Consider the following 26162-nt stretch of genomic DNA (forward strand, 5'->3'; position numbering starts at 1 on the left):
ATACCGGCAGGATTATGCGTCAGGGCTTAAAATCTGACTGAAGGCTAGTGGTTCCTCCACCAGAAAGGACTCTATTAATGGCAAAAATCACCGACCTAGACCCCGCGAACCCGCTGACTGGCGATGAACATGTTCCGCTGGTTCAAAATGGAGTGACCCGGCGAGGCTTTATCGGCTCACATATCGCAAGCCTTGCCATGCCTTACATCGCACAGGCCGAAGAGGCGCGAGATATAACGATTGCATCCGCTGCCATTTTTTATACCACGAAAGAATTGGGAGAGGCTTCGAGCGGAGATGGCATGGTCTTCGCAGTGGCCCCCGGGGATGGAATCGCTACTTACTGGAAAAAAGGAGCACCATCCCAAGAGCTTTTCCAGATGGCCACCAAAGCTCTCGTTGATAGCAAGGTTTCTATTTTTAATACTCTAGCGGATTTCAAGGCGAACCCGCCACAGGGAAAAGCTACATTGATGACAGCCGCCGGTGCAGTCGATTATTCATGGATTTCTGATGATTTTAGCGACATAACTCCCGATGATGTTATTTACATCAAGTCGGACCATGCGGCGTTGACAGCTGGTGTGTGGAAGAAAAATAGCGGTGATCTAATCTCACTATATCAAGGCGGCACGGTTCAGGACGTGGTTAACTGGGTTAGCGCTGAAAGTTTCGGGGCAGTCGGTAATGGCACTGGTTCGGATGTATCGGCTATTCAAGCCGCGATTGATGCAGCGTCATCTCTGTCGATTGCAGGAACAACCAGCAGGTCATCCGTCCGTCTGCGTCCGGGGCGGCAGTATGTTATTGACGGACCAATTCGGCTCAAACGAATCTCTCTCGATGTGCGCGGTGTAGGCTTTCTGGTAACTGAAGCAGGTGGCTTTTTAGTCGGCCGCGATTGCGGTTTCCAGAGCGACGGCAATACACAAATTATCTGTGATAATTCGTACAGCGGAACCGTATTCAAAAAAGACCCGGCAGAAGCGAGTGTGGTAACGCTAAATATGCCAAATCGAGTATCAATTGTCAGGCTCTCACCGTTAGACCGCGCGCAGGGAGTAGGCGTTGATTTTACCGGCTTCCATACTTCAGTCATAAACGTCCAGGTCAATAATATGCTTGACGCGGTATACTGCCACCCATTGGCTTCGACGGATCAGACATATTACAATCGCATTGATGTCCGCGCAGTTCAGTGCGGCGACCCAGTGCATATGCAAACCAGCTCTTATCAGCTCTGCAACGGCAATACTTTTTGGTTGTCGTCAACACAAACAGATACGGTTCTACGATTAAAGGCCGATGGACCCGCTTCCGGGGCTTCATCCAACACTTTTATTTTATCCTACGGTGAGCAGTATACCGAAGCAGGCGTCATTATGGATGGCGCAGTCGGCTTTAATACCGTTATCGGCGGCGTGCTCGAAACAGGCCCATATACAGTGCCTTGCATCCGCATGCTGAACGGGGCCGTTTCCAATAAAATCATAACAGGGGTGGCGCCATCAGGAGAGGCCTATGCGCTCGAAGCAATCGGATGTGGACCAAACGACTATATGCTGGGACGCTATGGCAATTATATGCAATGGAGCCATGATATAGGATTAGCGCAGACTTACCAAACCAAACAAAATGGCGGTCATTATGTTGGAAACAATAATGGAAACCTCGCGGTCGAACATGACGCAGCATCATCTGAAGTGATTGATACACCCCAAGGTGATGGCTTCGTGAAACTGAATGGCGCTGGAAATATAACTCATATGGGGATAACCGGGCTATCGGGCAGCGTTGAAGTTACGCTAATGGGTAGCGGTAATGCTTCTCTGATAAATCAGGCTGGCGGTGGCGGTCAATTTAGACTTAAAGATAATGCAAATATTACGATCCCCGCAGGAAAAACTATTACCCTCACACGAAACCCCCTATTTTCAGAAGCAAACTGGATTGAAAAATGCCGGGGATTCTAACCCCGGTGTGATCAGTATCTTGTAAAATCACCCTCCCCGGGCTGTTGTAAACCGCTTGCTTACAACAGCGCCCCCTAGCAAATAACGTGTCGGCAATGAATGTCGTCGGCATGGTTTCATCACAGCCCCTGCCCGAAGATATCGCCCTTGATCCCGCCGCATTGCTCCGCATCGGCGTAGTGGTTTCTGTTGATCTGGCAGCGGCCAAATGTTCCGTTCAAATCGGCGATCCGGAAGCGGGAGCGATTGAAACGCCTGACATCCGCTGGGGCGCTTCGCGTGTCGGCAAAACCCGTGTGTGGTCCCCGCCAGTCGAAGGTGAGCAGGTTCTGGTCGCATTCCCTGCCGGGGAGATTGCTGCCGGAATTATCATTACATCCATTGCCAGCAATGAATTTCCACCAGCAAGCAACTTGGAACCTGACCTGATCGCCTTTGAGGACGGAACCACAGTTTCTTACGATGCAGTCGCCAGCCTCCTCTCCATATCTATGCCGAGTAAGGGGACGGTGGATATTACCGAAAGTGGCGGCGTCATAATCACCTCCAGTGATGGCATTACCGTCAATGGACCCGTCACCATCACCGGCGATGTGAGCGTCGATGGCCAGATTACATCGACCGGCGATATAGTCGCGGATGAAATCAGCCTGATCGATCATCTGCACGGCGCGGTGGCCGCTGGCACTGCTAAAACAGGTGCGGCAGAATGATCGGCCTTTCCAAATCAACTGGCAAAGCGCTCGATGGAAACGCCCATCTGATCCAGTCCATCGCCGATATTCTGTCCACTCCCATTGGAACACGGATCATGCGGCGCGATTATGGATCATTGATATTTGATCTGATTGACCGCCCCCTGAACACTGCAACCCGCTCACTGGTCCATGCGGCCAGCGCCATTGCCATTTCACGCTGGGAACCCCGCCTGAAGCTACGCAAGGTTACTATGGACGGCGAGCCAGCCTCTGGCCGACTGTCAATTACCATAGAGGGCGACCGCACCGACCTGCCCTCTGCCAATGCTCATGTCTCGCTCTCCATCCCTATCCGTGTCGGCGGCGCGCCGACTGTTGCCCCGTAAAACAAAGGAACCATCATGACACACGGCCTGAAAATTACTGAATCTGCCATCGGCGCTCGTACCGTCCAGGACGCATCATTGGCCGTCATCGGTCTGGTTGCTACAGCAGCGGGATCAACTCCAGAAATCAGCGCCCCACTGGACCTTGCTTTCCCAGTCAATACACCGGTTCTCGTGACAAATATTACCAACGCTCTGTCAAGTGCCGGTGACGAAGGCACTTTGAAATCCGCCCTTGATGCAATCGCCGACCAGACCACACCGATTTTGGTTGTCGTCCGTGTACTGCCTGACGAGCTTCCGGAGGTCGAGGAAGCGAACGTGCTGGGTGATGTAGTCGACAATCAATATACCGGTATGCAGGCTTTGCTGGCGGCGGAAACCAAAGTCGGGGTTCGCCCCCGCATCTTGGGCGCGCCGGGGCTTGATACAGCACCCATCACTGCAAAGCTGATCGAGATGGCGCAAAAACTACGTGCCTTTGCCTATGCTGCGCCAGAAGGCGAGACTGAAGCAGCGGTCATACTTGATCGCGAGAATTACGCTGCACGTGAACTTATGCTGATCTGGCCTGAATTTACAGGCGGCTTTGATGGCGATGCAGTTGCACGGGCCATGGGGCTGCGCGCCCGCATTGATGAAGAAATCGGATGGCATAAAACCATTTCCAATGTCGCGATTAACGGAGTGACGGGCATCGATCGTGACATCCATTTTGACCTTCTCGACCCTTCCACACCTGCCGGATTGCTGAACGACAAACAGATTACCACCATCATTCGCAGCAACGGATTCCGCTTCTGGGGTAATCGCACCTGTTCTGACAAACCTGAATTTGCTTTTGAAAGCGCTGTGCGGACAAGCCACGCTCTGCAGGATGAAATTGCAGAGGTCGTGCGCCCGTTCATGGATCAGCCCATGACCATCGGCCTGATCAAGGACATCATGGAAATCTGCAACGCACGCTTCCGCAAGCTGAAAGCCGATGGCAGGATCATTGGTGCAGAGATATTCTTTGACGCCGATGATAACGAGCCATCCGCGCTGGCCGCTGGCCGTCCGAAATTCCGGATTGAATATACCCCGGCTGCACCTCTCGAAAACCCAGAGATCGGTCTGATCATTACCGACTTCTATTACACCGGTTTTGCTGACCTGTTGAACTAGGCCGCGCCGAAAACCCGTAACGAAAAGGAATTGCCACAATGTCCCTGCCCCGCAAACTGAAAAACCTGAATGCCTCGGTCGATGGCAGAAGCTATCTGGGCGTGATCCCCGAATATGTAGAGCCAAAGCTGGCGATCAAGATGGAAGAATATCGCGGCGGCGGCATGATCGGCGCAGTCCAGATCGATATGGGACTGGAACCAATGGAGGCAGAATTGACCATGGCCGGTCACACGGCCTCCCTGTTCCGCAAATTCGGCACCACCGATGTCGAGGGAGTCCGTGTGCGCTTGGTCGGGGCATATCAAAGCGACGATGGCGGAAACGCGCAGGCGGTGGAAATCTATCTGGGTGGCCGGTTTCAGGAAATCGACCCCGGCACGGCCAAACCCGGCGATGATACGGAGCATAAATACAAGCTGCCGGTCGCCTATTACAAGCGCGTCGTCGATGGCCGTACCGAACTGGAAATCGATATGATCGCCGGAGTTTTCGCGGTCGATGGCGTGGACCGTTACGCCGAAATCATGGCCATCATCACAAATTAACCTATCGGCCATCGCGGCTCATGCGGGGCGCGTTGGCCGGGAACCGGCGGTGAGAACTTGGCCCTAGCCTAGCACCGCCGGTTCAACTCCCTGCCCCGCAAAACAAAGGAACCCCGCATGACTGATAAGAAACTGGACACCGTCACCCTCTCCACCCCGATCATCGTTGGCGATAAAACCATCGACAAACTCACCCTTCGCAAACCGACCGCTGGCGAACTTCGCGGGCTGTCGTTGCAGGATATTATGACGACCGAAGTCACCGCAATGCTCTCTATCATCCCGCGCATTTGCGAACCCGCATTGAATCCGGAACAGGTCAACGGTCTTGAAGTCGATGATTTCAGCATGATCGCAGGAACAATTCGCGGTTTTTTTATGACGCCAGCGGAGAAGAAAATGCTGGAATCAATGCTGAACGGTCAGGGTCAATCGAGTCCTTGATGGCCGACATTGCTGCCATATTTCATTGGCCGCTCTCCGATTTGCAGGAAATGTCGCTGAATGAGCTGAACATGTGGCGCGAACTGGCGGTTGGCAGATGGAATGAAATGCGCGGCAGCGGGACTTGAACCTCATGTTAAACGGAAAGGCCAGGTACAATGAATAACAAGCTGCTCTTGGCCGTTAATTTCGTCGGCACGGACAAGCTTTCCGGTGCGCTGAAGAACATCATCGGCACCGGTAAAAAGGGCGCGGGCGCTCTCAAGGGCATGAAGGACGAGGCGCGCAAGCTGGAACGCGAACTGGCCGGTGTTCGCCGCGAAATTGCCAGTGGTTCTGGCAACATGACCAAACTCATCAATCAGGAACGCGAACTGGAGCGCGCCACTGCCGGAGCAAATGAAAAGCTGAAAGCACAATATAAGAACCTGTCCGTCATCGCTAAGGCTGACCAGATGCGCGCACGTGGGCAGGAACTGAAAACCAGCGGCCGTGAGAATATTGTCGCCGGAGCCACGCTTGCCGCCCCAATCATACTCGCAGCGAAAGCCGCGGGTGATTTTTCCAGCGGGATGGTGGATATCCAGCAAAAGGCCAATTTGACTAACGGTGTAACCAACAAGTTGAAGAACAACATTATCGCTGGCGCAATGGCGGCAAAGCAATTGCCAGAAGATATGCGTGCCGCAGTCGATGTGCTGGCTGGCAAAGGTCTTACCCCGCAGGAAGCTGTGTTAATGGCACCGGCCATCGGAAGATTGGGAACGGCATTTAAGGTTGATCTGGCCGATGGTGCAGCTGCTGCATATGCAAATCTGAACAATCTCAAAGTGCCAATGAGCCAGACGACACGTGCGCTCGATATCATGGCCGCTTCAGGCAATGAAGGTGCCTTTGAAATTCGCGATATGGCAAGACATTTTCCAGCTCTAACTGCGCAAATGCAGGCGCTTGGCGAAACAGGCATAGACACAGTTTCAGATCTGTCTGCAGCTTTACAAGTGGCGGAAAAGGGTACCGGTGATGCTGATAAGGCAGCTAACAACATCCTCAACCTGTTAACGAAAATCAACGCACCTAGCACCATCACAGCTTTTGAAAAAAACTTCGGGATCAAATTACCGGAGGCGATGAAGAAACTAACGGATGAAGGGTATACTTCACTGGAAGCAATAGCCTTGGTTACTCAAAAGGCGACCGGTGGCGATCTCAAAAAGATTGGATTCGGGTTTCAGGATATGCAGGCGCAAGGTGCGCTGCGTAGCATAATTCAAAACCTTGAAGAATATCGACGCATCCGGAAATCAGCGGGTGAAGCAGGCGGATTAATCGATCAAGCATTTGATCAACGTGCAGCTAATGATTCTACCGTAAAATGGCGTGAGTTTATGGGTACCGCATCTGCCCTGGCAATCACACTTGGCACAACCGTTTTGCCGGTGATGTCTGAAATATTTGGTACGCTCAACACTAGTGTGACAGCCATGGCTGCATGGGCGCAGGCGCATCCGGAAGCTGCTGGCATGATTATGAAGCTAGTCGGCGGGCTGGCTATTCTTAAAATTGGCTTGGGTGCTGCACAATTCGCTTTTGGCAGTTTGCTTGGCCCAGCGGCCTCTATATTCCAGTTCTTCAGCGCAACTAATATTGCTGGCGTCTCTCGCTTTGCCCGCGTCCTGACACTTCTGAAAGGAGGCGCAATGATAGCCGGTCGCGCAATCCTGTTTTTGGGTCGCGCTATGCTTATGAACCCAATCGGACTGCTGGTCACTGCCATCGCCGTTGCGGCCTATCTGATTTACACCCACTGGGACACCATCAAAGCGGCGTTTTTCTCTGCAGTTGCGTGGCTCGGACAGGCTTGGGCTAATATCAAAACCGCATTTATGAATGGCGTCAATTTCGTCATCGGCCTGCACAGCAAGATGCTTGGGATCGGCAAGAATATTATCATGGGCTTGGTCAATGGCATCATGAGCGCGCCGGGTGCGGTGTTTAATGCGCTGAAAAATGTCGTAATGAAGGGCATCACTGGCGTCAAAGGCTTGCTCGGCATCAAATCCCCTTCCCGGCTTTTTATGGGCTTGGGCGACTATATGGCGCAGGGTATGGAGATCGGCATCACGAAAGGCGGGAGACGTGCCATCAATGCCGCTGGACGCATGGCCGCGGGTGTTGCGGGTGCCGGTGCGTTGGCGCTCTCACCTGCGGGGGCCACGCCACTTCAGCGTGCTTCAGCATCGAGTATCGCTGTTCCTGTAAACAGCGGCGGCGATACTTATTATATCACTATAAAAATTGATGGCTTCAATGGTGATGTAAAAGAGCTCGCTCGCCAAATTAAAAAGGAACTGGAGAAGCTGAAAGGCGTCGATCAGCGGAGTGCATATAGCGATGACGCGTGAACTACTCTCCCTTGGAATGTTCGTTTTCGGCATGGACAGCCTTCCCTATTCCGAAATGGAGCGGCGCATCGACTGGCGACACGCGCTGTCCGAACGCTTTGGTGCACGGCCAGCCAGTCAATTTGTCGGCCCCGGCGCAGACACGATCACGCTTTCCGGCATGCTGGTACCTGAAATCGCGGGCAGCTATGGTGCAATCGACCGCCTGATCGAGATGGCGGGGACCGGCGATCACTGGCCACTGGTTGATGGCAGCGGCAAAGTGCTTGGCGAATTCCGCATCATCGCGGTGGATCAACGCCAGAAAGCAATAATGGCGGGCGGCTTTGCCCGCGCCACCGATTTCGCGGTTGATCTGGAACGGGCCGACTAATGGCCGCGAATAAAGCCGCTCTGCGCCTGACCCTCGACGATGGCACCGATCTGGCGGACAAGATCGATCCGCGCTTCCTGTCGCTGTCTCTGACCGAAAAACGCGGGGAGGAATCCGACGCGCTGGAAATCACTCTGCAAAATCATGATGGCAAGATCGCCGCGCCGAAAAAGGGCGTTTATCTATCGCTCTCTTTGGGCTGGGAAAGCGGCGATGACGTAACGACTGGCTTGGTCAATAAAGGCAAATTCCGCGTTGATGAAGTCGAACGCGAAGGCCCGCCCGATATTATCGCCATCCGCGCACGATCCGCCAACATGACTGGAGTCCACCGCAAACGCCGCGACAAGGTATGGAAAGACACCAAGTTGGGCGCGATTATCAATGAAATAGCCAGCGCAGACGGCCAGAGCGCTTCGGTGCATTCTGATCTTTCCAGCATTGAAATTAAAGCGATCGAGCAAGGCACCAAGTCAAACCGGCAGTTCGTCCGTGATCTGGGCCGGCGTTATGATGCCGTGGCAACATGGAAAAACGATACACTGATATTCATGCCCATCGGGGCAGATACCACAACCAGCGGAAACGCCCTGCCAGAAATCACCTGGACAAAACGCGATGGCTGGAAATGGTCATTTCGTGCTGCCGATCATGACGATTATGGCGGAGCCGAAGCGCAATATCATGATCAGGACGAAGCGAAGACCAAGACGGTTAAAACTGGCAGCGGCAAGCGCAAGCGTCTGAAAAAAACCTATGCCAGCAAAGCCGATGCCGAAGCGGCCGCAAAAGCCGAAACCGCACGATCAAAGCGCAGCATCTATGCCTTTACCTATGATCTGGCTCTTGGCGATCCGACAGTGATTCCCAATGCAAAGGTGACGCTATCGGGCTGGGATAGCGAGATTGACGGGATTAAATGGCTGGTCGATGAAGTGAAAACCGACCTCGACGGTAACGGATTGCGGACCAGTGTGACATTGGAAACGGCGGGTTAATACCCCAGTCTATACCGAGCGACTGTCTAGCAATTCTTGGATTACTTTTTCCCAGATCTCGAAATCACTATATTTATCTCTTTCCTCTGCGGGCGCATTTTTACTTGCGTCCTATAATTCTTTGAGACTGCCTTCCGAAATATCCCTTAAATAACGACGATATCGCGCTTCCATTTCATCGCTCATAAAACCCCCTATATTCTATATACTTTACCCACAGCGACAACAAAATCTAAGAACCCATTTCCATTTCTGAAATATCCACCTCGGAGAACTTCCAACTCAAACCATCCCGCTTAAATATCAAAGTTGGCGTTGAATCAGTTGATTTTTCGGGCTTAACTGTAACTTGAAACTCGGACATTGATACCCGCTTTATATCCCATTCGGGAGCTTCACTTTCAGCAACAGCCTTGCCCGACACCACCTCATCTTGTGGCTTTTGCAGCATCATTGCGCGCATGGCTTCCGGAGTCATCAGACCGTCGATCATCGGGTCGATCAGCCCCATCCCCAAAGCCATGCCCAAACCGGCCAAACCGTCTGTTTCTTTGGTCATTTCGACCGCCATTTTAGCTTTGACCTGCGTTTTCATAGATTCCCGTAGGGAAGAGAAATCGATATATTCCTCAAGCTCGTCCGCATCACCGCTTATCGCTGCGTCCCGCATATTGGAAAGAGCATAGCTGGGTGAGGCAAAATACCAGACACCGAATAAAACCCCGATTGCGACAAGTCCGCCAATGATTATCTTCTTCATAAATCCCCCCCTTATTCAAAAATACCGGAACATAGTGACACTACAATCGGCAACAACATAGCAACAGATATACAACCAAACTCGATCTTGGCTTTCACTTCTGTCTCCTGTTATTCACCCCAAGCCAATGGCAAGTCGCCTTCAAAGCAAATTCGACCCGACGATAAACGTTGAAGTAACAGGATTAAAAGAGATCCCTTTTCGCGGGGTTTTAAACACACTGTGCGAAACGCCGTCTTCAGCGAGCGAAAATCCGTTTGCCTTTAGGAATTCCTTGATTTGCTGTGCGAACTGGAAAGCCTCCGCATCGCCTAGAATGGTCTGTACGCTTATGGGGTGAGTCCTAGATACCTTAGTTAAGATTTCGTTTTTGAGAGCGTCTTCAATCCGTCTAGGTTGAGGGCCAAGATTAACGGTGTGGGCTGTTATGCCCCCACTTTGATTGTACGATTTTACGCTCTGATCGATGAGGACAGTAAGCTCATCTTGCGTAGGTGCGCGCCCGAAGCGTTTCCGAAACATCTCTTCGAACGAATCACTTATCGACATTATCAACTCTCACATTTCGCGCGGTGATCCCGCCAGACTGTGCTTGGGAAGTAACTTGCTGGTCAATGGTAGGTGCGGTAGTAGGAGGATCGGCGGTCTTGGTTGTGGAGACTAGCATAGCATCCAACAAAGCCGCGGTGACAGCAGCGACTGTTATTAACACCACCGCCCACCGCCAGTCGAAGGCCGGGAAGGCTGCCCAGACAAGTAATCCCATTCCAAGCACAGAACCGAATGTTGCAAAGTGCTTAGGCACGGCTGGAAATCTCCAGCGAACGAAGCCGAATACAAAGCTGACACCGAGGCCTAAAAGTAGTCGCGAATCCATACGCGATAATATCAGCGACGAACCGATCTGGGAAGTAGTGGGTTTGTAAATGATATAAACGCCTACATTATGATTAAAAAGTGCCAAAGCCCTGCCCTAGTGACAGGTTGATTAAACTTAGTATTATCAACTTTGCGTTCAGAGTACTTCACATTCGCCTCCCCACCCAAATTACACGGCCTATGACGTGCATTTCGCCGTCATAGGCGGTCATAGGTGTTACCGCCTGATTATCACTGTTAATCTGATAGCCGCCGTCGGGCAGCTTCCTGACCCGCTTAATCATACCCAAATCGCCATAGGACAAGGCCCAGATGCGGTCTTGCTGCAATATGTCCTTTTGGGCGGTGTCGATCAGCACGATGTCACCATCGAGCATCGTCGGTATCATGCTGTCGCCCTCACCTTTGGCGACGAACAGATCGTCAAAGCTGCCCTTCATTATCGGGCGCAGCCAATCACGTTTGAAGGGAGCCACGCCGGTATGTTCAAACATCTCGATGACATTACCGCCGCCCATAGAATAGCCGAGTTCCAGTTCTGGAATCAGAGCAAGACCCATTTGCTTCAGTTGCAGAGCGCCAAGGTCTTCCAAATTTGGTGCGGGAATAAAGGGCTGACTATCTTCGGCAGCACCAGGATTATCAGATTCACCCGTTAGATATTCTGGTGTCGTTTGCAAATCGCGGGCGATCAAGTGAAGAACACCAGTTTTTTTTGTGTCGCCACTAAGGAGCCGACCAATTGACGGCTGCTTTAGACCCACATTTCTCGCCAACTCGGATTGGTTCCGACCGGCAGCAAGCATAGCTTTTTCCAAGCGTTCAGGAATTATGTCGGACATAAAGCACCACTTATACGAAAACGAATAATGCAGCATCCAACTTTTACGTTGACACAATTATACGTTTACGTATATCTCCGCATTATGAGAAACGAACTTACCCGATTTGAAGCATTGATATGTTGCCGCGATATTGCCGGGAACGATAGTAAATTAGCGCGTGATTTGGGAGTAACACAGCCACGCGCTTGGCGCTGGCTGAACCAAACCAAACAACTTCCCGGTGAATATGTTCTATGCGCCGAAAAACTTTATGGCGTCTCCCGCCACGATCTGCGACCCGATATATATCCGCGAAATTACCCCCCTGCCCCTGAAGCCGAGCCTGATCTCGAAATCCGGTTCCACGGAACCGATAATGGCTCTGATCGCCGCATGCATCTTGCGGAACGGAGGGTTGCTTAAATGTCGTTACTTTCTTCATGCCAGCACAATTACACCGCCATGCGCTTTATGTCTGCGAAACAAAGCGACTATAGCTTTCGCGCCGTGGAGGCGCGGTCATGAGCGAACGCAGTCAAATAGAACTGCCCGTCAATGAACAGGCACAATCCCGCGCTGCGCGCCGGTTAATAGAAACTGTCGGCGGCATCGCACCAGCGGCAGAATTCACCGGCAAGTCCGAAGCACAACTGTCTAAATATTCACGGCCCAACTATGCCGAGTCCATGCCGATTTCCGTTATTGAAGAACTGGAATCGCTAACCCATGGCAAACTTGGTCATCCCCATGTCACCAGCTATCTCGCTGGCCGTGCCGGATATGTTCTGTTCAAAAAGCCCGAAGTCAAAGCAAACCGTGGAGATATTCTGAACCTGCTGGCTGTCCAGTCAAAGGAAGGCGGGGACATTGCCAATGCAGTATGTATCGCGCTTGCGAATGATGGCGAGATTAAGGGACAGGAAATTCCCGATATCCGCAAGGAAATCGCCGACCTGATCCGCGTAGCAGTCACCATGGATGCCGAACTTGAACTTATGGAGCAGGACGAACTATGAGCGCTTCAAACGCATCCACCGCACTGCAAAAGCCGCCGCCTATTAGCGAACGCGGGAAAAGCACATTGCGCGAAATATGCCCCATCTGTCACGACCGAGCGCGAGTGCGTAGCAGCACAATGGTAACGCCGACCGTGCGTGACCTGCATATCCAATGCATGAACGTGGATTGCGGCGCGACATGGAAATCGCAGATGCAGGTCGTTTATTTGCTGTCGCCAAGCGCCATCGAAAACCCCGATATCGATATTCCGATGGCCCCTGCCGGAGTGCCGCGTAAAACCTATCTGCCACCGGGCGAAGAAGCACCGGACCCACGACAAATACCGATGTTCGAAACCTAAGCCACCCGAATACTCAAACTGAAATTGAACGGAAAGCCGCGCTTTTCCGCAAAGGATCACTATGTCTGCAATCCCTCTGAAACCAACTTCGCCGCGACCCACATTACAACAACGCAATGCTGGCATTATCGCCATGTTCGACGGCGGAAAGACAGCACTGGATATAGGTCAAATCTACGGTCTGCAGAGCAGAACAGTCGCGCTAATCCTGCGCCAGCATAATCGCAGACCGCGACCAATGACATTTGCGGCCACAACCCCCATCCGCCCTTACGAGGTGAAGAACAACCTCCAGCAGCGGACGGAAAACACCAAAGCAAACAGGGATTATCTACGCGCTATTTTCAGCTTCCACGCCCGTCGCGGCACGATGCCCCCCGGTATGCATATTACTGATTTTTATAAGCGCCTCGATCAATATCAAATCCAAATCCCCGCAGATCTTCAGGGGATCGCCCTCTAATGGATTTTCAAGGGCAAATCATAAAGGCGCTGAAAGAGCGTTACCGCTTCAAAAAGACCGGCGGCAATTGGATGCAAGCGGGCGAATGTCCGGAATGCGGTAAGTGGGAGTTGTTCTGCGCTGCCGACGAGCCCAAGATCATACGGTGCAGCCGGTCGGAAAAATGCGGGTTTGAAGACAGCGTTCGCAATGTTCTCCCTGATCTGTTCGAAGATTGGTCCAAGCGCTTTGAAGCAACCGAAGCCGAACCTAACGCCGCTGCCGATGCCTATCTAAGCCATGAGCGCGGTATCGATCTGCAGGGGCTGCGCGGTTCCTATACGCAAGAAATCTATAAGGATTTCAATAGCGGTGCCACTGGCGCAACGGTCCGTTTCAAACTGCCGAATGATACGTATTGGGAACGGATAATCGACAAGCCCGGTCGTTTTGGCAAAAAAGCGCATTTCCAGAAGGGCGGTAGCTGGAACGGCTATTGCTGGATGCACCCGCAAGACGATTTCGCGGCTCTCGCAGCTATGGATGAAATCTGGATTGCAGAGGGGATATTTGATTCCCTCGCCCTACGCGCCGCATTCGCTGGCCGCGAAACCAATCGCGCTGCGGTTTCAGCCATGTCAGTCAATGTCTTTCCCGAAAAATTCTTCGCCGATCTGCAAAAAGCTATCCTCGACGGGCCGACACCAAAGAAACGGCCTGAAATTGTGTTCGCGTTTGATGTCGGCGTGGCAGGTGTCCGCTACACCAAGAAATTCGTCAAGCAGTTAAGCGATGAAGGCTGGGAAACCAAAGCGGCACAGGTGCGACCAGATGGCGAAGGAACGAAACTTGACTGGAATGACCTGTGGCTGCGCCACCGCGATTGGTCAGGCGAGGAAGAAAAATCACCGCTGGGTGAAGATGCGATCAGCGAGATTCTGTATAACGGCGCAATAACGGTTGCGGCCACAGCACGCGATAAAGCAAAACTGATAATGGCGCACAAGCTTGAAAATGGCCGTGCTTCCTACCGCAGCTTTGAATTTCGTCATAACAATCAACTCTGGTGGGCAAAGATGTCCAGCGAGACGGAAGTTCAGGTTGGCACACTGATTGTCACAGAAATTGCTAACTGCGCCTTTAATATCCTTTACCGCGAACGTGACGAAATACTGGATGAAACCAGCTATTTCATTCGTATAGATTTCCCCACCAAGCAAAAAACGGAAAAGGCACGATTCAGTGCCGCTGCATGCGCGACCAGCGCCGAATTCAAAAAGCGCCTCATGGCCTTTGCCGGAATGTGGTCTGGCACTGCCGAACAGCTAGACAGGATCATGCGCGTTCAGACGCGTGATCTGAAAACCGTCGAGCCTATCAACTTCACCGGCTACAGCGCACCCCACAAAGCATGGGTTCTCGGCGATCTCGCAGTGCGCGATGGCAAGGTCATTACGCTAAACCGCGAAAACTATTTTGACTTGGGCAGAGATGCCGTGAAGCGCCGGTCAAGCCAGAACCTGCTCGACATCACCTATGATCCTGACAAGCTTCAATTCGACTGGATCGAGGATATCTGGACGGCATGGGGTCCAAAGGGACTGATCGCCTTTGCCTTTTTCTGCATGAGCGCATTCGCAGTCCAGATACGTGAGAAGCACAAATCCCTCGGATTTCTGGAAATAACTGGCGAAGCGGGATCCGGTAAATCTACACTGATCGAAGCAATTTGGCGGTCCTTCGGTCGATTTGGTTACGAAGGATTGGACCCGAACAAAGGCACTGTCGCTTTCCTAGCCCGTTCCATGATGGGCGTTTCCAATCTGCCGGTCGGTCTTATCGAGGGAAACCGTGATCAAGGCCGCACCAGCCACGGTAAACAGTTTGACTGGAATGAACTGCTGACCCTCTTCAATGGCCGCTCACCACGCGGAACCGGCATGAAATCCAGCGGCAATGAAACCAGTGAACAGCCGTTCCTCGGCTCGGTCTATCTGATGCAAAATGACCCGATTGACGCCATGCCAGCGGTGCTGGAGCGCATCATGTCCATGCGGATCGACAAAGCCAACTGGTCAGAGGAAACCAGTGCGGCCGCAATTCGGATTGAACGGATGCCAATGGAAACCATGTCTGGAACATTGGTCCATATAATCCGGCAGGAAGCCGATTTCCTTCGGTTTTTCTTCAAACAATTTGAACATCACAATAAAACCATGCGGGGCCGCGTCTCCGGTCTGACTAACACTCGCTGCATCAAATGCCACAGCCAGCTTGCAGCGGCACTCGAAGCCCTGCCGAACATGTTCCCGGTCATTAAGCCTGAATGGGTGAGCGCAACGCTTGCCGAAGTCGAGAAAATGGCACTGGCGCGGCAGCTTTCTTCAGGTGGCGATCATCCAACAGTCGCGGATTTCTGGGAGAAGGTCGATTATATTTTGCGAGGCGAAGATGACGACCGCCACGAAGAGGGCACCAGCCTCAACAAGCACCGCAAACCCGACCAGTATATCGCGATCAACCTGCCCCATTTTGAAGCAGCGACCCAGAAGGCGCAGCTACGCACCCCCGACATGGATCAGTTGAAACGGCTTCTCCGCAACTCGCAATCCCGCAAATTTATCGAAACCAAAAACATCAATGCACCCGGCAACAAAGTTTTCAGTTGCTGGGTCTTTGAGCAGCCCAATCAACCCGAAAGGATCATCTGAAATGACAGACCGGGTCGGACCAAACGAGCGCGACTGGATGGGTATCATATCACCAGAACCGCCAACTCTGCGCGGCGATCATCAGGCTATTTTGGATCAGGCCAAACAGATGCTCGGGACCCGCAAAAAGAAACTGCCCTACCTCGTGCATCAAGGAAAAATGCAAAAGCAGCATGCCGATCAGCAAATCGCGATCTTCACCTTCATTGTCGAAGATTGGGAATGGATCGTCACCGGCAAAGGCCAGCGTGCATGTCCCACCAATTATCAGGATCGCAAGGACCAGCTCGATCAAAGCCTGTCCACAATCGCTGAAATTGCCAAGGAAAACGGCGGATTTGATGAAAAGCTGGAGAGCCAAGCCCAGCTCGTGATCGCGATGCGCTGGCATCTGGAAAAAAAGCACTTCCGCAAGGACATCTACTGGCTGGCCAGCACCACCCACGCACTACGCAATCAAGCGAAATTCCGCATCCATAGCGGAACCAACGCGCTCGATCCCATCACTGAAAACAAAATCGAAACCAAAGGAAGGGGAGGACATCATGCCAACCAAAAACGCGCTGCTTAATGTCGATCAGAGGATCCACGCCCACTGTTGCAAATGCCGGGGGTGCCATCCGCGAATGCCAGGTGAATATTCATTCTGGGTTCCATGTCCATCAATCGCACTGATCGGCTTCACCATCGCCGCCACCGCAATCGCCATCAACTATTTCAGCTTTGCATAGAGGAACAGCTCATGAATCAACCAAACACCGCCATATTCGAATGTGAATGCGGCCAGACAGAAAATCGGCCCGAGGGCTTTGACGGTCCAGTAGGATGGAAAATCATTCAAAGAGAAAAGGGGAAATTTGTTCTGCTCTGCTCTGATTGCGTCGAGCTTGCCTCGATCTATGAAGCTACCGGTGCCAAAGGCGGCGATGAAGTCACAGACGATGATCGCGGGACGGTAGTTTGCGAAGTGAAACCCGGCGTAAATACAAACCTGTTTCTACGCCTCGGAATCTATATTGATTTATCCGATCCGGACTGCAGCCGTGTCTCGATTAATGATGTCGCCTTTCTCGGAAGCGAAAGAATTGCAGCATGACCAACCTTTTCGAAAAACACGAACTACCCCTAGCCGACATGGGACCGCTCAACCCAAAACCGAAAATGATCGGTTTGGATAAGGCCAGCGGTCCCGACATTCATTTGGCCCAAATCGGCCCACACAGGCTCTATTGCGGTGATGCCTACCATATTCGGCCCACTCTGGGCTGGATGGACTGTGACTGCATGGACCCGCCATATTTGTTCGACAATTCTGGCGGCGGACAATGGCGAAATAAGCGCAAAGCAAGCCACCAGATGATTGCCGAAGGGCTGACCAACGGCTTTGATCACACCATCATAAACCCAAATCGCTGCGGTCAGGCCGTGGTTTTCTTCCACGCGGACCAGCGGCACGATCTGGAAGGCTATCTAAAGCAGCAATTCCACCGCAATATCCTGATGCACTGGCAAAAGGACAACCCGGCACCGCATCACAACCGCAGCTTGATATTCGACGTCGAAGAATTTTTCATATGTTGGACGGAAGATGGCGCGAAAGACTATTTCTTTGCATGGCATCGCGGCCATCATCCCGCCGGTCAGGAACATCACGACTTCCACCGCTATGTGACCGCACCGGTTGAGCCTAGCAAAATCCACGATCACCCCACTGTGAAGCCTGAAAAGGTAATGGACAAGATCATGCGCAACATAGCTGGCGAAACTGTCTGCGATCCATTCATGGGAACCGGCAGCACTGGCGTTGCTGCTATCAAAGCCGGAAAAATATTCAGCGGCATTGAGCACAATCCAAAGCATTTCGAAACCGCCGTCCGCCGGATTAGGGAGGCTGCAATGACAAGCCACAATGCATGTGAAAGGGGGATATAGCAGTAATGACCTTACCCGTGCTGCTTTCCGAACAAGAAGCTGCGAACATCGTTCGCGCCTGTCCAAAGACGCTGCGAAAGGCGCGACAGGCCGGTCGTTTGCCTTTTGTAAAAATTGGGCGCACAATTTGCTACACAGAATCAGATCTTAAGACTTTCATAGAAAGCGCTAGGCAATGTCACTCTACCGCCGAAAAAACACCCCGTATTGGCAATACGACTTCACGGTCAATGGTGTTAGATTTCGCGGAAGCACGGGCAGGATTGCAAAACGCGAAGCGCAACTTGCCGAAAGGCAGTTAGTCCATGAGGCTGAAAATAAGCCTCAATACATCGACGCCTGGACAGTTGCTTCCATGCTTTCGATTTACTGGAATGATCACGCCAAGCATCAAAATTCTGCTCTCACAACCATCTCTATTATTGAAAAACTGACCAAAGGCTTGGGGGCTATCAAACTGATGGACCTCGATAATGCCAAGCTCATTGAATACCGGGCAGAACGCCGAGCGGATGTGATTGCACAGACAGTCAATCGTGACATTGCCACGCTGCAAGCGGCTTTCAATTTCGCAGCCAATGTCCACGGCCAGCCTATCCCGCAAATAGCGTGGAAGGCATTGAAGGTTCCGGAAAACCCCCATCGCATCCGGTTTTTATCTCGTAAAGAATATGATAAATTGATGGAAGCAGCCCATGCATCTATACGGCCGATCATTGCATTTGCTGTGTTCACCGGACTGCGAAAAGACAACATCTTGTCTCTGAATTGGTCGCAGGTTGATATGACGAGTGGCTGGGTGACTGTTATTCTGAAAGGCGACAAGCGCCATAGCATCAGGCTATCAAAACCAGCGAAAGCCGTTCTGTCCGTCCTGCAAGACCGAACCGGCGATGTGTTCACCACCACCAATTTCCGCAAACGCTGGTATAAAGCCGTTGATGATGCCGAACTGGCAGACTTCCGGTTCCACGATCTGCGGCACACGTTCGCGTCATGGGCGCGTCAGGCCGGTGCTGATCTGGCAGACATCTGCGATGCGCTTGGACACTCCAACATATCCGTCACGATGAAATATGCTCATATCAAATCGGACGTGCACGTTACCGCCTTTGACCGGCTTGCCAGCGCGTTTACGTCACATTCCACGTCACATTCTGAAAAAAATGTAGGCTAATATCGCAGTTTCCCGCAACATGTAGCGATTTCGGCAATTTGATTAGGAATCTGATGCTCTATCCACCTGAGCTACGGGCGCTTATGCGTCGTTTAGCGGGTGATTGGCTGCTATGCCAGCGTCAATTTTGCGCTTTGGGGGGTGTTACGGGAAGGGGGAGCGGCATTACGTCTATGCCTTCGTCCTCCAGCTCGGCCACTTCATCCACTGTCGCCGTACCGTGGATGGGGGCGGCTTTTTTCTCGCCGTAATGGATGGCGCGGGCCTGTTCCGGAAAATCGCCGCCGACCCATTGTGATTGCTCCAATATCTTTGCTTGCGCCTTGGCCAGCTTGTCCACCAGTTCCTGATATTCCGGCGGAATCGGCACTGCCTTGGTCATGGCCTGCCCGCCCTCTGCCGGGTGGAGATGCTCTGCCTGTTTGGAGGAAGCTGGACGCGAGCTTGTCCTTTGGTTGCTCTTGATGCCGACATTGGGAGCCATGACCGCTTTATAGACAGAGCTGGAGCCGCAGACCGGGCAATCGACCAGACCCGCCGCTTGCTGATGCTCGAAATCATCCGAAGAGCCGAACCAGCCTTCAAATTCATGACCTCCTGCACGGCAGATCAGATCAAATACTATCATCGAAAGAAACCTTTGGTGAAGCAAATTCCCGGCGGTTGGAGATTGCGGGAATCCGGCTCCGTACCCTTGCAACCGCTTCCAAGTCAATGTCGCACGTCGCTGTGCCGGTATCCGTGCCCATGTCCAGCAGCACTTCGCCCCACGGATCGACGACCATCGAATGTCCATAGGTGGCGCGGCCATCCTCATGCGTTCCGGATTGTGCAGCTGCGACGACGAAAACCCCTGCCTCTATCGCACGGGCGCGGAGCAATATTTCCCAATGCGCGGCCCCCGTTGGCACAGTAAAGGCCGCCGGTATCGACAGGATATCAGCCCCCGCATTGGTGAGCGCGCTATAAAGCGCGGGAAAGCGCAGATCATAACAAACCGACAGGCCCAGCGTCGCCTTTGTCGCTGGCCCCGCAAGCGGCGCGAGAACCGCCTGTTGGCCGCCCGCATAAGCCGCGGATTCGCGCCACGTTTCCCCCGTGTCCAGGTCTACATCGAACAGGTGGATCTTGTCATAACGCGCAGCGATCTGGCCGGTTGGGTCGATCAGAAAAGAGCGGTTCACCCATTTGTCATCCTCCCCATATTCACCGGCATCAGGACGTATCGCAAGCGAGCCAAGCGCGACATGGATATTGACCTGCGCGGCGGCATCACAAGCCTCTTTCAGCACCGGATCGTCGCGCTCTATATGGATATTGCCCGCCGCACGGTTTCGGTTGCGGTCAATCAGCCCGGTCATTTCCGGGGTAAAGAGTATCTCCGCCCCCTGCGCGGCCGCTTCTTCAATATGCGCGCGCAAGGCTTTCGCATTGGCAGCAGGGTCAATGCCGCTGCACATTTGGGCTATGGCAATACGCATGGGGATCAGGCCGCCAGCAAAGCGTCCAGCTTACCTGCTGCCTCCAGGGAGGCAAGATCGTCGGAACCGCCAATATGCTGGCCATTGATGAAAATCTGGGGAACGGTAGTGCGCCCGCCGGACCGCTGGATCATTTCCTCGCGGTCTGTTCCGCCCATGCTGATGTCTGTTTCTACGTAATCAACGTTCTTTTTTTCCAACAGGGCTTTTGCTCTAAAGCAGTAACCGCATGTGAATTTGGTATAAATCTCTACTTTTGCCATAGCCGCTTTCCCAAAAAAACCAGTTTCAATCTTTCAGATGGCCCCTGAAGTATATTTTTTCAACTGCGGTCATTGTCTGTCAAAACTCTGGCCCAACAGAAAACCAGCACCCGCTCCGCACCTGCCGCCTTCAATTTTCTGGCGCAGGCATTGGCCGTTGAGCCTGTCGTATAGACATCATCGACCAGTATCACGGTTTTTCCGTCTATTCTCGCACGGGCATCATGGGCCAGAACGAACGCATCCTTGACGATATTATGCCGCTGCTTTGCCGACATTGATCGCAGCGGTGGCGTAGCATTTTTGCGCGACAGCAACCCCGTTTCGATCGCAATACCGCTGCGTTTGGATAGCGCACGGCCAATCAGCACCGACTGGTTGAAACCGCGCGACCAAAGCCGCCAGCGGTGGAGAGGCACTGGAATGATGAGGGAATCCCGCCCGATTCCGTCCAAAAAGCGCTCCATATGCCCGGCAATCAACTCAGCAAAGCCCAGGCGGCCGCCATATTTTAATCGCATGGCCAACAGGCCGCTTTTGTCATCATAAGCGACAACCGCCCTGACACCATCATGCTCCGGCGGCTTTGTCAGGCATGGAGCGCATTGTGCCCCGCTGCCCTGTTCAAAGGCAAAGGGCTTGCCACATGACGCACACCACGGGGCGGTCAGGAAATCCAGACCTTCCCAGCAAGACAGACAGAAACGATTATCCGCCTCCACCATGATGCCGCATATCGGACAGCGCGGAGGAAGCGCGAAATCCAGCACCGGTTTGAACAAGGCGGACAAAATTTCCATTTGCTCTTGTCGCCCGTTCCAGCGAAAGGCACAAGACTATATGAACCAGACAGGCACCCCAACCGAATTATTTGACCGAAGCCGAAGGCGGCTCTTTCGCGACCGTGCTTTTGAACGGACCGGAGGCAAGGATTTTATCGGCCAGATCATGGCAGAGGAGATTCTGGAGCGGCTGTCGCTGGTGAAACGGGATTTCAGAAAATGCCTGCTGGTCGGACAAGCCGGGCATCATCTGGCGTCAGCTCTCAAACTATTGGGCATCGAAAGCGTCTTTGTGGACGCTGGTTTCAGCTCCGCCCACGCGCTATATGGTATCCAGTGTGACGAGGATCGCCTGCCCTTTGCGGACCATAGTTTTGATCTGATAATCAATGTAGCCACGCTGGACAGTGTGAATGACCTGCCCGGCGCGCTGGTTCTGAGCCGCCGTATATTGAAGCCGGACGGGCTGTTTCTGGCGGCTTTCATTGGCGCGGAGAGCCTGACCACATTGAAATCAATATTGATGCAGGCAGAGGGTGACCGGGTAGCAAGCCACATTCATCCGCAAATTGATATTCGCACCGCAGGCGACCTGATGGCCCGCGCCAGATTTGCGCTGCCGGTGATCGACAGCGACGGCCTGCGCCTGCGTTACGGGGCTTTTGACAAACTGATAAGCGATATACGGGATATAGGCGGGGGCAATATCCTGAAAGGCCAGGTCCGCCCCCTGCCCCGCAGCGTTTACCTTCAAGCAAAGCGCGAATTTGCGCAAAGATCGGATGAGGACGGCAAGACAAGCGAATTTTTTGAGCTGATCTATCTATCCGGCTGGGCACCCCATCCCGACCAACCCGCCCCTGCCCGGCGTGGGAGCGGGACAGTATCTTTGAAGGATGCGCTTAAGAAACGTCCTTAGAACCAGCAACCGTAGCAGCCATCAATTGTGTCACCAATGGAATGTCAGCGGGCGGCATTTCCAGATGTTGCAATTCTTCCAGTGGCATCCATTTCATATCGGCCGATTCCAGATTTTGCACCTCACCCGCCCAGTCGTGGCATGTATAGAGCAACAGCAATAAATGCTTCGCGCCCAATGGCTCGCTGGCAAAGGCAGCCGGGCTAAGCGCTGTCGGCTCAACCTCTATTCCCAGTTCCTCCGCCAGTTCTCGCACAAGGGCTTGTTCCGGTGTTTCCCCATTTTCAATCTTGCCGCCGGGAAATTCCCACAGGCCCGCCATCGGCTTACCTTCGGGGCGCTGCTGAACCAATATCTTCCGGTTTTGATCCATTAACGCTGCAGCAACAACGAACAGATATGTCGGTTTATTTTCCACTTTTCTTCCTGATGTAAGGATTTTGTTAATCCCTTTCGGTGAAAATCGGAGCATTCGCAACCAGATAGAATTTAATAACGCCGGGAGAGGTATAATGGATCTGACCAAAAACCTGTGCCACTCCGAAAATGGCGCGACAGCAGTTGAATATGGTTTGATCGCGGCACTGATCGCTATCGCCGCAATAACAGCGATTAATGGCGTCGCAAGTGAAACGGGAAATATGTGGGGCAATGTTTCTGAAAAGGTCAGCACGAATTCTTAAGCCTTCAGAGCCAATTAAACATTTATAAAGTTTTCTGAAATATTGTGATCAGCATCGGCCCGAAATTCGGGGTTGATTGGGTAAGTGAAGTTCGAAAATACAGGAGACCAGATATGAAACTCGTACGTAAATTGTTCAAGAATGAAGAAGGCGCGACGGCTATTGAATATGGCCTGATCGCTGCTTTGATTGCTGTTGCTGCAATTGTTGCAATGGGATCGCTGGGTAACACCTTGACGAATACCTTCAACGGCGTTGCAGGTGAAATGGAAAAAGGCAACGAAAAACTTCCAGCCGGCGCATAAAAAAATTGACGGCAGCCTGAAAATGGCTGCCGTCTTTTTTGTGTCTACCGAAATCGTCCAATTCAATATGTAACGATCTTCACCTTTTGACCAGCGCGAAGCGTATCGTTCGAAGCCAGCCGGTTCAGCACCAGAAAACGGTCCTTTTGATACTGAGTATAAGCCATCCGCCGCGACAGGCTATCTATCGTATCTCCGCTTTTCACCGTCACAACATCAATTCTGCGCGGTTTAATCGCACTGGCTTCCGCTGTCGAAAGCCTTTTCACACTTTGAAACATTGGCGTAAATACTGCAGCCTGACCCGCCGGTGCCAAAGTAGCGAAGTGATATGCACTGCTTTTTGAAAATTCATAAGCAAATATAGTCACGTCAACCTGGCTATTATTGCTGTTCACCCGCGCTGTTGCATAGGATGCCGGCAGCCCGTTCACGGTTGTCTGCTGAATTCCCCCATGGGATATAGTTTGGCCCTCACCTGCCAGTGCCTGAAAGGCAGAGGCGATATAGGTCGACATATTTCCGTTATAAGCGCCAGTTGTGAAAAGCCCTTGACCGCCAGAGCCGCTGATCGTGACTGCTCTCGTCCCGTTTTGCATCGTGTAACCGTTCGGAACGGTAAACTGCAATTTCATGTCCGGGTGCAGGAAACTGTTGCCCTGTATCACACCTTGCTTGGGGTCATCGCCATACATGATCCCGTCAAGCTTGGTCAGGAATGTGTCGCGGTTATGCATTCCCCCTGCAGTGCCAAGTTTTTGGGCATTTGTTGCAGCCCGTGTGACACGCTCTGCCGGATTGGGGTGGGTGCTCGCCCATTCGGGCACGCTACGTGCATCCCGGCCAGCAACCCGCGCATCAATAGCCGTTTGTGCGGCCAGCGATGCCAGCATGGTGGACAGCGCATCTGGATCATAACCGGCAGAAGCAAGATATCTGATCCCCAGGTCATCCGCTTCATATTCCTGGCTTCTGGAATATTGTAGCGTCAAAAGCTGGCTGCCAGTGCCGAAAATTTCCTGTCCCAATTTCCCAAGCGCACTATCGCCGAGCAGGACAGCGGCACCGATCTGGCCCAAAACACCCAACAGCGTGTTGCGCGTGGCTGTTTGTTGCCGCTTTTCGCTGTGACGGGCGGCGACATGGCCGACTTCATGGCCCAAAACGCCGGCCATCTCTGCTTCGTCATTCATCAAAGCCATAAGTTGGCGTGTCAGATAGACATAGCCGCCGGGAATGGCGAAGGCATTATGGACCGGGCTGTTGAGCAGGGTCACCGTAAAGTCGCTCCGCGCATTGCCCAGTCCGGACTGCATTGCGATATTCTGCCCAACCTGAACGACATAGGCGCTTTGCGGTCCGGTATAGGCCCCGCCAAATTCCTGCAAGAATTGGGGATGCGCCTGTGCGCCCTGGCGTTTTTCTTCTTCCGTGATGGCGCGTGGTTCGCCCTGCGCCGCAGAACTGCTGGCGGATTCAACCCCGCCGGGACCGCATGCAACCAGTGATAATAAAGCGATCGTTGACAGATATGTGCGTGATATTCTCATCGGGGGCTCTCCTCTAACGCAGCTATATATATTAGCGGGTAAAGCAGCGGAAGGGCGAAGCATGTAAAATGGTATCACTGATCGCCGACCAACCCGATCTAACTGATAAGAGTAATGATTGGAGCGCTATAAGGTTCCAATTTTCAAGAATTTTTCCCGCCGCATATTGCGCAATTCTGTCCGGTCAAGCTTGTTTAAAGCCTCAACTTCTTCGACAATCGCCTTGCCCAGTTCCGCGATGCACAGACCCCGGTCACGATGTGCACCGCCTACTGGTTCTTCAACTATACGGTCGATGACGCCCAGTTCTTTCAGATTTTGGGCGGTGATCTTCATGGCATCCGCCGCGACATCGGCCTTGTCGCCCGTCCGCCACAGTATCGATGCACAGCCTTCGGGAGAGATCACCGAATAGACGGCATGTTCCAGCATCAGCACACGTTCCGCCGCCGCCAGTGCCACCGCACCGCCAGAACCGCCCTCGCCAACGATGACCGCGACCATCGGCACGCCAAGCGAAAGGCATTTTTCGGTGGAACGCGCAATCGCCTCCGCCTGTCCACGCTCCTCTGCCGAAACACCGGGAAAAGCGCCCGATGTATCGACCAAAGTCACCACGGGAAGGGAGAAACGGTCGGCAAGGTCCATCAACCGAATGGCCTTACGATAGCCTTCCGGCTTTCCCATGCCAAAATTATGGCGCAATCGGCTTTGCGTGTCGTCGCCCTTTTCATGGCCAATCACGACCAGCCGCATATCGCCAATTCTGGCAAAGCCACCAATAATTGCCTGGTCATTACCAAAATTACGATCACCGCCGAGTGGAATGAATTCGTCAAAAAGGCCGGCCACATAATCTTTGAAATGCGGACGTTCGGGATGGCGGGCGACCTGTGTTTTCTGCCAAGGCGTCAGATTAGCATAGGTATCGGCCAGCATCTTGGCCGATTTTGCCTGCAGTTTCGCAATTTCCGCCTCGATGTCCAGCGAACCTTCGTCGGCAGTTTCTGTCAGCTCAATTATCCGCGATTCCAGAGCGGCAATCGGTTTTTCAAAATCAAGAAAGGATGTCATGCTATCCGGTTAGAACCGCTGAACAAAA

General features: G+C 52.7%; 33 protein-coding genes and 1 pseudogene. 24 read left to right on the top strand and 10 right to left on the bottom strand.

All coding sequences use genetic code 11. From position 1 onward, the window contains the following. Positions 1–77: 77 nt before the first annotated feature. The 10 genes from VIN76_RS10240 (at position 78) to VIN76_RS10285 (ending at position 8992) form a co-directional block, all read left to right on the top strand. Positions 78–1973: a hypothetical protein gene (locus tag VIN76_RS10240; protein ID WP_332041749.1), complete on the top strand. Its 1896-nt coding sequence runs from the start codon at positions 78–80 to the stop codon at positions 1971–1973. A gap of 95 nt (positions 1974–2068) precedes the next feature. Next, complete coding sequence (locus tag VIN76_RS10245) at positions 2069–2686, top strand: phage baseplate assembly protein V (RefSeq protein WP_332041828.1); 618 nt, start codon at positions 2069–2071, stop codon at positions 2684–2686. Beyond that, positions 2683–3057 (top strand): GPW/gp25 family protein, encoded by a 375-nt coding sequence (locus VIN76_RS10250; protein WP_332041750.1) that lies wholly within the window; start codon positions 2683–2685, stop codon positions 3055–3057. Before VIN76_RS10245 ends, VIN76_RS10250 begins: the two co-directional genes overlap by 4 nt. 15 nt (positions 3058–3072) lie before the next feature. Beyond that, a complete protein-coding gene (locus VIN76_RS10255; protein WP_332041751.1) occupies positions 3073–4224 on the top strand; it encodes a phage tail sheath subtilisin-like domain-containing protein in 1152 nt (383 codons plus the stop codon). A gap of 38 nt (positions 4225–4262) precedes the next feature. Next, complete coding sequence (locus VIN76_RS10260) at positions 4263–4772, top strand: phage major tail tube protein (RefSeq protein ID WP_332041752.1); 510 nt, start codon at positions 4263–4265, stop codon at positions 4770–4772. Between the two features lie 117 nt (positions 4773–4889). Further along, positions 4890–5216 carry a phage tail assembly protein gene (locus tag VIN76_RS10265; RefSeq protein WP_332041753.1) on the top strand — a complete coding sequence of 109 codons (327 nt, stop codon included), beginning with the start codon at positions 4890–4892 and terminating at the stop codon, positions 5214–5216. Continuing rightward, a complete protein-coding gene (locus VIN76_RS10270; RefSeq protein ID WP_332041754.1) occupies positions 5216–5344 on the top strand; it encodes a GpE family phage tail protein in 129 nt (42 codons plus the stop codon). The genes VIN76_RS10265 and VIN76_RS10270 overlap by 1 nt, the downstream gene beginning before the upstream one ends. A gap of 30 nt (positions 5345–5374) precedes the next feature. Continuing rightward, positions 5375–7621, top strand: coding sequence for a phage tail tape measure protein (locus VIN76_RS10275; protein WP_332041755.1), 2247 nt, complete (start codon positions 5375–5377; stop codon positions 7619–7621). Next, entirely contained in the window at positions 7611–7994 is a 384-nt protein-coding gene (locus tag VIN76_RS10280; protein WP_332041756.1) for a phage tail protein, read from the top strand. The genes VIN76_RS10275 and VIN76_RS10280 overlap by 11 nt, the downstream gene beginning before the upstream one ends. Next, the gene (locus VIN76_RS10285) at positions 7994–8992 is read left to right on the top strand and encodes a contractile injection system protein, VgrG/Pvc8 family (RefSeq protein WP_332041757.1); all 999 of its coding nucleotides are present in this window, start codon (positions 7994–7996) and stop codon (positions 8990–8992) included. Before VIN76_RS10280 ends, VIN76_RS10285 begins: the two co-directional genes overlap by 1 nt. A gap of 232 nt (positions 8993–9224) precedes the next feature. On the opposite strand, the gene VIN76_RS10290 is transcribed toward VIN76_RS10285, so the two are convergent. The 3 genes from VIN76_RS10290 to VIN76_RS10300 form a co-directional block, all read right to left on the bottom strand. Further along, complete coding sequence (locus VIN76_RS10290) at positions 9225–9752, bottom strand: DUF2939 domain-containing protein (RefSeq protein WP_332041758.1); 528 nt, start codon at positions 9750–9752, stop codon at positions 9225–9227. Positions 9753–10287: 535 nt separating this feature from the next. Then, positions 10288–10716, bottom strand: a complete 429-nt coding sequence (locus VIN76_RS10295) for a hypothetical protein (protein ID WP_332041759.1) — start codon at positions 10714–10716, stop codon at positions 10288–10290. Positions 10717–10777: 61 nt separating this feature from the next. Next, positions 10778–11437, bottom strand: coding sequence for a LexA family transcriptional regulator (locus VIN76_RS10300; protein WP_332041760.1), 660 nt, complete (start codon positions 11435–11437; stop codon positions 10778–10780). 120 nt (positions 11438–11557) lie between these two features. Between VIN76_RS10300 and VIN76_RS10305 the strand changes: the two genes are divergently transcribed. The 11 genes and pseudogenes from VIN76_RS10305 to VIN76_RS10350 all read left to right on the top strand — a co-directional run bounded on the left by VIN76_RS10305 (position 11558) and on the right by VIN76_RS10350 (position 19077). Next, on the top strand, positions 11558–11878 hold the full coding sequence (locus VIN76_RS10305) for a YdaS family helix-turn-helix protein (RefSeq protein WP_332041761.1): 321 nt from the start codon (positions 11558–11560) through the stop codon (positions 11876–11878). Between the two features lie 98 nt (positions 11879–11976). After that, the gene (locus VIN76_RS10310; protein WP_332041762.1) at positions 11977–12471 is read left to right on the top strand and encodes a phage regulatory CII family protein; all 495 of its coding nucleotides are present in this window, start codon (positions 11977–11979) and stop codon (positions 12469–12471) included. Then, entirely contained in the window at positions 12468–12815 is a 348-nt protein-coding gene (locus VIN76_RS10315; protein WP_332041763.1) for an ogr/Delta-like zinc finger family protein, read from the top strand. Before VIN76_RS10310 ends, VIN76_RS10315 begins: the two co-directional genes overlap by 4 nt. Before the next feature lie 61 nt (positions 12816–12876). Next, positions 12877–13278, top strand: coding sequence for a hypothetical protein (locus tag VIN76_RS10320; RefSeq protein WP_332041764.1), 402 nt, complete (start codon positions 12877–12879; stop codon positions 13276–13278). After that, positions 13278–15968 carry a toprim domain-containing protein gene (locus VIN76_RS10325; protein ID WP_332041765.1) on the top strand — a complete coding sequence of 897 codons (2691 nt, stop codon included), beginning with the start codon at positions 13278–13280 and terminating at the stop codon, positions 15966–15968. The genes VIN76_RS10320 and VIN76_RS10325 overlap by 1 nt, the downstream gene beginning before the upstream one ends. Then, the gene (locus VIN76_RS10330) at positions 15898–16539 is read left to right on the top strand and encodes a hypothetical protein (RefSeq protein WP_332041766.1); all 642 of its coding nucleotides are present in this window, start codon (positions 15898–15900) and stop codon (positions 16537–16539) included. The genes VIN76_RS10325 and VIN76_RS10330 overlap by 71 nt, the downstream gene beginning before the upstream one ends. After that, entirely contained in the window at positions 16514–16699 is a 186-nt protein-coding gene (locus tag VIN76_RS10335) for a hypothetical protein (RefSeq protein ID WP_332041767.1), read from the top strand. The genes VIN76_RS10330 and VIN76_RS10335 overlap by 26 nt, the downstream gene beginning before the upstream one ends. 11 nt (positions 16700–16710) lie before the next feature. Then, positions 16711–17064 carry a hypothetical protein gene (locus tag VIN76_RS10340; protein WP_332041768.1) on the top strand — a complete coding sequence of 118 codons (354 nt, stop codon included), beginning with the start codon at positions 16711–16713 and terminating at the stop codon, positions 17062–17064. Beyond that, positions 17061–17900, top strand: coding sequence for a DNA methyltransferase (locus tag VIN76_RS10345; RefSeq protein WP_332041769.1), 840 nt, complete (start codon positions 17061–17063; stop codon positions 17898–17900). Before VIN76_RS10340 ends, VIN76_RS10345 begins: the two co-directional genes overlap by 4 nt. A gap of 5 nt (positions 17901–17905) precedes the next feature. After that, positions 17906–18058, top strand: a pseudogene (locus tag VIN76_RS16270) (helix-turn-helix domain-containing protein); the annotation flags it as partial. A 17-nt stretch (positions 18059–18075) separates the two neighbouring features. Next, a complete protein-coding gene (locus tag VIN76_RS10350; protein ID WP_332041770.1) occupies positions 18076–19077 on the top strand; it encodes a site-specific integrase in 1002 nt (333 codons plus the stop codon). Between the two features lie 121 nt (positions 19078–19198). Here VIN76_RS10350 and VIN76_RS10355 read toward each other — a convergent pair whose 3' ends face one another. Genes VIN76_RS10355 through VIN76_RS10370 form a run of 4 tightly spaced genes read right to left on the bottom strand, consistent with a single transcriptional unit; the run spans position 19199 to position 21621 of the window. After that, positions 19199–19705, bottom strand: a complete 507-nt coding sequence (locus VIN76_RS10355) for a DUF1178 family protein (RefSeq protein ID WP_332041771.1) — start codon at positions 19703–19705, stop codon at positions 19199–19201. Beyond that, positions 19692–20558 carry a carbon-nitrogen hydrolase family protein gene (locus VIN76_RS10360; RefSeq protein ID WP_332041772.1) on the bottom strand — a complete coding sequence of 289 codons (867 nt, stop codon included), beginning with the start codon at positions 20556–20558 and terminating at the stop codon, positions 19692–19694. The genes VIN76_RS10355 and VIN76_RS10360 overlap by 14 nt, the downstream gene beginning before the upstream one ends. A 5-nt stretch (positions 20559–20563) precedes the next feature. Further along, complete coding sequence (gene grxC, locus VIN76_RS10365; RefSeq protein ID WP_332041773.1) at positions 20564–20821, bottom strand: glutaredoxin 3; 258 nt, start codon at positions 20819–20821, stop codon at positions 20564–20566. A 59-nt stretch (positions 20822–20880) separates the two neighbouring features. Then, entirely contained in the window at positions 20881–21621 is a 741-nt protein-coding gene (locus tag VIN76_RS10370; RefSeq protein ID WP_332041774.1) for a ComF family protein, read from the bottom strand. Between the two features lie 40 nt (positions 21622–21661). On the opposite strand from VIN76_RS10370, the gene VIN76_RS10375 reads away from it, so the two are divergent. Continuing rightward, positions 21662–22522 (top strand): methyltransferase domain-containing protein, encoded by an 861-nt coding sequence (locus VIN76_RS10375; protein ID WP_332041775.1) that lies wholly within the window; start codon positions 21662–21664, stop codon positions 22520–22522. On the opposite strand, the gene VIN76_RS10380 is transcribed toward VIN76_RS10375, so the two are convergent. Next, a complete protein-coding gene (locus tag VIN76_RS10380; RefSeq protein ID WP_414696344.1) occupies positions 22506–22895 on the bottom strand; it encodes a (deoxy)nucleoside triphosphate pyrophosphohydrolase in 390 nt (129 codons plus the stop codon). The two genes, VIN76_RS10375 and VIN76_RS10380, sit on opposite strands and share 17 nt — an antisense overlap. 139 nt (positions 22896–23034) lie before the next feature. On the opposite strand from VIN76_RS10380, the gene VIN76_RS10385 reads away from it, so the two are divergent. Both VIN76_RS10385 and VIN76_RS10390 read left to right on the top strand, forming a co-directional pair. Further along, positions 23035–23205 carry a Flp family type IVb pilin gene (locus VIN76_RS10385; protein WP_332041777.1) on the top strand — a complete coding sequence of 57 codons (171 nt, stop codon included), beginning with the start codon at positions 23035–23037 and terminating at the stop codon, positions 23203–23205. Positions 23206–23318: 113 nt separating this feature from the next. Next, complete coding sequence (locus VIN76_RS10390; RefSeq protein ID WP_332041778.1) at positions 23319–23510, top strand: Flp family type IVb pilin; 192 nt, start codon at positions 23319–23321, stop codon at positions 23508–23510. A 62-nt stretch (positions 23511–23572) separates the two neighbouring features. Here VIN76_RS10390 and VIN76_RS10395 read toward each other — a convergent pair whose 3' ends face one another. Further along, positions 23573–25060, bottom strand: coding sequence for a M48 family metalloprotease (locus VIN76_RS10395; RefSeq protein WP_332041779.1), 1488 nt, complete (start codon positions 25058–25060; stop codon positions 23573–23575). Positions 25061–25186: 126 nt separating this feature from the next. After that, positions 25187–26134, bottom strand: coding sequence for an acetyl-CoA carboxylase carboxyltransferase subunit alpha (locus tag VIN76_RS10400; RefSeq protein ID WP_332041780.1), 948 nt, complete (start codon positions 26132–26134; stop codon positions 25187–25189). Positions 26135–26162 lie beyond the last annotated feature (28 nt).

The organism is Parasphingorhabdus sp. (assembly GCF_036568145.1).
GTDB lineage: Bacteria > Pseudomonadota > Alphaproteobacteria > Sphingomonadales > Sphingomonadaceae > Parasphingorhabdus.